Below are 4,997 nucleotides of genomic sequence, written 5' to 3' on the forward strand. Positions count from 1 at the left end.
CCGGGCCCCCGGGCCCGGCCCCCGGCGCGGTGGCCCTGCGCCCGGGGGTCGCGTGGGGGGGGGCCCCCCCCCCCGCGGGGGGGGGGGGGGGCCGCCCCGGCCCCGGCCCGCCGTGGACCCGAGCGGGGCCCACGGCAGCCGGTCCGGCGGACGCGCGCCCCATGGTGCGCGCCCGCCGGACCGGTGATGAACGCTGCCCGCACACACCCCCGGTGCGCGCCCCTTCCGCACCCCCCTCTGCACGACCTGCACCACCTGCCCCTACCTGATCGAGCCGCAAGCACCGCTGCACCACTTACGCACCACCTCCTTGACCCCCACGTCGCCGACGACGTGTAACCGACCGGAGGAACCGCCGTGGCCGCTAAGCCCAGGTTTCGCAAAGACGCAGACGCAGCCTCCCCCGACGTGACGGACGACGCCGTCACGGAAGCAGGAGCGGGTGACGGCCGGAAACATCCGGTCGACGAAACCCTCCCCCCACTGAAGATGTTCACCAGCGGCCTCCAGCACGTGGCCGCCATGTACGCGGGCGTGGTGGCCCCGCCGCTCATCGTGGGGCCGGCCGTCGGTCTCACCGCCAAGGAGACCGCCTTCCTGATGGGGGCGAGCCTCTTCACCGCGGGGATCGCCACCCTGCTCCAGACCATCGGCTTCTGGAAGGTCGGCGCACGGCTGCCCTTCGTCAACGGCGTCTCGTTCGCCGGGGTCGCCCCGATGATCGCGATAGGCAAGGACCGGGGGCACGACGGGATAGCCGTCATCTTCGGCGCGATCATCGTCGCGAGTCTTCTCGGGTTCGTCCTCGCCCCGTACTTCTGCAAACTGGTCCGCTTCTTCCCACCGGTCGTCACAGGCACCGTCATCACTCTGATCGGCGTCTCGCTGCTCCCGGTCGCCTTCAACTGGTCCCAGGGCGGCAACGCCACGGCCGACGACTACGGCTCGATGACCAACATCACCATGGCCGCCGTGACCCTGGTGATCGTGCTGGCCCTGCGCAAGCTGCTGCGCGGCTTCCTCCAGCAGATCGCGATCCTGCTCGGTCTGGTCATCGGCACGCTCATCGCCATCCCGGCCGGTATCACGGACTTCGGCGCCATCAAGGAGGCCGACGTGGTCGGCTTCCCGACGCCCTTCGCCTTCGGCGCCCCGCAGTTCGAGATCGCCGCCATCATCTCCATGTGCATCGTGATGCTGGTCTGCATGACCGAGTCCACCGCGGACATGCTGGCCCTCGGCAAGATCGTCGGCCGGCCCGCCGACGAGAAGATCATCGAGGGCGGCCTGCGCGCCGACACCCTGGGCAGTGCCATCAGCCCGCTCTTCAACGGCTTCATGTGCAGCGCCTTCGCCCAGAACGTCGGCCTCGTCGCCATGACCAAGATCCGCAGCCGCTTCGTCGTCGCGGCGGGCGGCGGCATCCTGATCGTCCTCGGCCTGGTCCCGGTCGCGGCCTCCGTCATCGCCCTCGTACCGCTGCCGGTGCTCGGCGGCGCGGGCATCGTCCTCTTCGGCACGGTCGCGGCCAGCGGCATCCAGACCCTGGCCACCGCCGCGATGGAGAAGGGCGAGAACGCGCTGATCGTGGCTGCGGCCCTCGGCATCGGCCTGATCCCGATCGCGGCGCCGCAGTTCTACCACGCCTTCCCCGAGAGCCTGCTCGTCGTCCTCGACTCGGGCATCTCCACCGGCTGTGTGGTGGCGATCGTGCTGAACCTCGCCTTCAACCACGTCGGCCGCAAGTCCGACGCGGCGGACGAGGAGCCGGCCAACGGCGAACACGTGGTCCCGGCGGCCGCCGGGGTGGGCGTCCACTGATTCGGTCCGCCGCTGATCCGGTCCGTCACCGGTCCGATCCGTCACCGCTGCCCGGTGAGGCCCCGCGCGGGGCTCCACCGGGCAACGGCGTGTCTCAGCCGACCTCGATACCGAGCAGCGGTGTGTCTCGGCCGACGTCGATCCGGGGCGGCGCCGTGTCTCTCAGCCGGCGTCGATCCGGTAGGCGTCCCCGTACACCTTCCAGCGCAACGGGGTCTCCAGCCCGAGCTTCCCCTCCCGTACGAAGACCCGCTGGGCGGTCTCCACCCGGCTGGTGTCACTGTGCGACGGCTCCCTGCCGATGGCGGCCACCCGCGCGTCGAGGAACGCGTCGAGATACGCCCGCTCGTCGCCGCCCCGCGCGGGCGTCCGGGCCGCCGCCATCGCCTCGCGGCGCATCGTGCGGAACCCGACCGTGCCCTCCGTGTCGCCCGCGCCGTGCATCACGTACGCGTCGTAGTAGATGAACTGGCCGAGCGCGCCGAGCCCGTCCTGCTCGGCCTGCCGCACCGCCGGGTCGAAGTAGACGGCGTCCCGTTCCGCGTCCTGCGCCGCCCGGAAGGCCGGGTCGTCGGCCGCCTTCGCCCAGGCCCGGGTGAACGGTCTGCCCAGGCCCGTGTGCGCGGCGCTGCCCTCGACCGCGCGCAGCGCCGGAAGGAAGCGCTCCAACGGATTGCCGGGGCGCGCCTTCGCGTACCGCTTCACGACCTCCGTCATGTCACCGGTGCCGGAACAGAACCCGATGATGCCCGCCGTGTACCCCCGGCCGTCGCCGATGTCCTCGATGTACGGGTACTGCGCCTCCCAGTCCAGCGAGGAGTTCTCCGCACTGGAGACCAGCCGCATCGCGATCCGCTTCTTCGCCGGGTCGGCGAGCCCCGCGTCCGGGGAGCCGGCGGTGGACCCGGAACATCCGGTCAGGGCGGCGGCCGTGAGGAGCGCGGCGGCGAGGGGCAGGCGCAGGGCCCGGACGATGTGCTTCACCCGCCCAGCCTGCCAGGCCGGGGGCCCGGCGTCGGCCGGTGCCCGTCGGCTGTAGCGTCAGGGGCATGGAAGATCAGTCTGTTGTGGATGTCGGCGACGTGCGCCTCGCGTACCGGACCTGGGGCGATGCGTTCGGCTCGCCCGTCGTGCTGCTGCACGGCCTCGGCGGTTCGGCCGCGAACTGGGAGGCGGCCGGTCCCCTGCTGGGCCAGGAGTGGCGGGTCTTCGCCCTGGACCTGCGCGGCCACGGCGAGAGCGACTGGCCCGACGACTACGCCCTGGACCTGATGGCCGAGGACGTCGTGGGCTTCCTCGACGAACTGGAGCTGGACCGGGTCGGCCTCGTCGGCCACGGCATGGGAGGCGTCGTCGCCCGGCTGGTGGCGCAGGAGCACTCCGACCGGGTGGAGCGGCTGGTGCTGGTGGAGACCCCGGCGCCGTTCCCCGGCGACCCGGGACCGGCCGGTCGCGCCGAGGGCCCGGTGGACTACGACGAGAACGCGGTGCCCGCCGTCCACGACCAGCTCGCCGACCCCGGCCCGGACGCGGACGGGTTCCTCGGGGACATCGTCTCGCCGACCCTGATCATCACCGGGGGACCGGAGAGCAAGATGGAGCAGCACCGCCAGGCGGACGTGGCCTCCCTCATCCCGGACTGCCGGCTGATCACGGTCCCCGGCGGCCACCGGATGCACGAGACCCGGGCTGACCAGGTGGCCGCGCACATCACGGAGTTCTTCACCAGCTGAGCGATGCCCTCGCCGCGCCGAGGAGCGGCCCGGCGGACGGTCGTCCGGCGGGTGGCTGCCTGTCCCGGGGTGGCCTGTCGGACGGCCGCCCCGCGCGTGGCCGCCGGGCACGTGGCCACCCGCCGGACGGCCGCCCGGCGCGTGGCGTGAAGGCTGTCGGCCGTCGACGAAGACGCCGGCGCGCGCCACCCTCTTGCATCAGCCGCCCGGCCCGCTTCAGCCGCCCGGCCGCCAGTCCGGACGGCGACCGCTGAGGCCGATCACCCGCTCCAGCAGCGGGGCTCCGTCCGGCACCGGGACCGGCGGCCCGAAGATGCCCCCGCGGTCCGGGTCGTCCTCGTCCGGAGCGAGCAGCGCCTCGCAGGACCGCAGCTCGGCCTCGCCCGCCACATACGGCTGCCCGGTCGCCCGGGCCAGGTCCCAGCCGTGGACGACGAGTTCGTTGAACGCGACGGCCCCGGCCTCCTCGCCGCGCAGCTCCACCCCGCCCGCCCGGGTCATCCCGGTCCAGGCGTCGGGGGAGCGCCAGGCCGCCGCCACCTCCTCCAGCCGCCGGGGCAGCACCGCACGCCAGTCGTCGTCGAGGACCGGGAGAGAGGTGTCCGGGGAGGTGGCCGTGGTCGGCCCGAGGTCCTTGCGGGCGGCGTCGCGGAAGGCGGTGGCCAGCCCGGTGAGGTGGCCGAGCAGCTCCCGTACGGCGTAGTCGGGACAGGGCGTGGGGCCGTCCAGCCGGTCGTCGTCGACCGAACCGAGCAGCCCGGCGATCCGCCCGGCGGCCGGCTCCAGGTCGAGCGGGGCGGTGGCGTCCGACGCGGGGGTCTTGTGCGTATCCATGCAGGATGGACTGCTCCACCGCCGGAAACTCATCGGCCGACTCATCGGCCGACACATCGGCCGACACACCGGCCGACACACCGGCCCGGACCGCCGGGCGGGCGGCGCAACCCGGCATATAGCGGAAGGTTCCCGGCCGGACTCTTGTCGCCGGGCCCCAGGCCATGTCATACAGGTCTGGACCATTGCTGTCCGGATGGAAGGCACCCCCGTGCAACGCCCCCACATATCTACCGCGTTGGCCTGTTCCGCCGCTCTGCTCCTCGCCACCCTCACCGCCTGCGGCGGTGCCGCCGAGGCCGACACACAGCCCCCCGGCACCCCCGAGGGCGTGACCGCCCAGGCCAGCAGCTCCACCTCGGTGCACGTCATGTGGAAGGCCGCCTCCGACGACGAGAAGGTCGCCGGTTACGAGATCTACCGGGGAAAGGCCAAGGTCAAGAGCGTCCCCGCGACGAAGACCATGATCGACGTCGACGGGCTGACGGCGTCGACGGACTACACCTTCAGCGTCCGGACCAAGGACACGGCCGGGAACCTCTCCGCCCCCAGCAAAGCCGTCCCCGTCACCACCCAGGCCACCCCGCCCGAGGACGGCACGCCCCCCAC

5 protein-coding genes are annotated in these 4,997 nt (G+C 72.9%); 3 read left to right on the forward strand and 2 right to left on the reverse strand.

What is annotated here, in order from left to right:
* The first annotated feature begins 408 nt into the window (after positions 1–408).
* Positions 409–1,821: a nucleobase:cation symporter-2 family protein gene (locus JS521_RS33740; protein WP_307847996.1), complete on the forward strand. Its 1,413-nt coding sequence runs from the start codon at positions 409–411 to the stop codon at positions 1,819–1,821.
* 162 nt (positions 1,822–1,983) lie between these two features.
* Here JS521_RS33740 and JS521_RS33745 read toward each other — a convergent pair whose 3' ends face one another.
* The gene (locus tag JS521_RS33745) at positions 1,984–2,805 is read right to left on the reverse strand and encodes a chitosanase (protein WP_307847997.1); all 822 of its coding nucleotides are present in this window, start codon (positions 2,803–2,805) and stop codon (positions 1,984–1,986) included.
* 65 nt (positions 2,806–2,870) lie between these two features.
* Between JS521_RS33745 and JS521_RS33750 the strand changes: the two genes are divergently transcribed.
* Positions 2,871–3,554, forward strand: coding sequence for an alpha/beta fold hydrolase (locus tag JS521_RS33750; RefSeq protein WP_205086697.1), 684 nt, complete (start codon positions 2,871–2,873; stop codon positions 3,552–3,554).
* 216 nt (positions 3,555–3,770) lie between these two features.
* Here the strand turns inward: JS521_RS33750 and JS521_RS33755 are convergent, their stop codons facing one another.
* The gene (locus JS521_RS33755; protein ID WP_205086698.1) at positions 3,771–4,388 is read right to left on the reverse strand and encodes a TIGR03086 family metal-binding protein; all 618 of its coding nucleotides are present in this window, start codon (positions 4,386–4,388) and stop codon (positions 3,771–3,773) included.
* Positions 4,389–4,584: 196 nt separating this feature from the next.
* On the opposite strand from JS521_RS33755, the gene JS521_RS33760 reads away from it, so the two are divergent.
* Positions 4,585–4,997, forward strand: a 413-nt coding sequence (locus JS521_RS33760) for a fibronectin type III domain-containing protein (RefSeq protein ID WP_205086699.1), incomplete at its 3' end; no start/stop codon positions are given.

The organism is Streptomyces durocortorensis (assembly GCF_016901035.1).
In the GTDB taxonomy this organism is placed as follows: Bacteria; Actinomycetota; Actinomycetes; order Streptomycetales; family Streptomycetaceae; genus Streptomyces; species Streptomyces durocortorensis.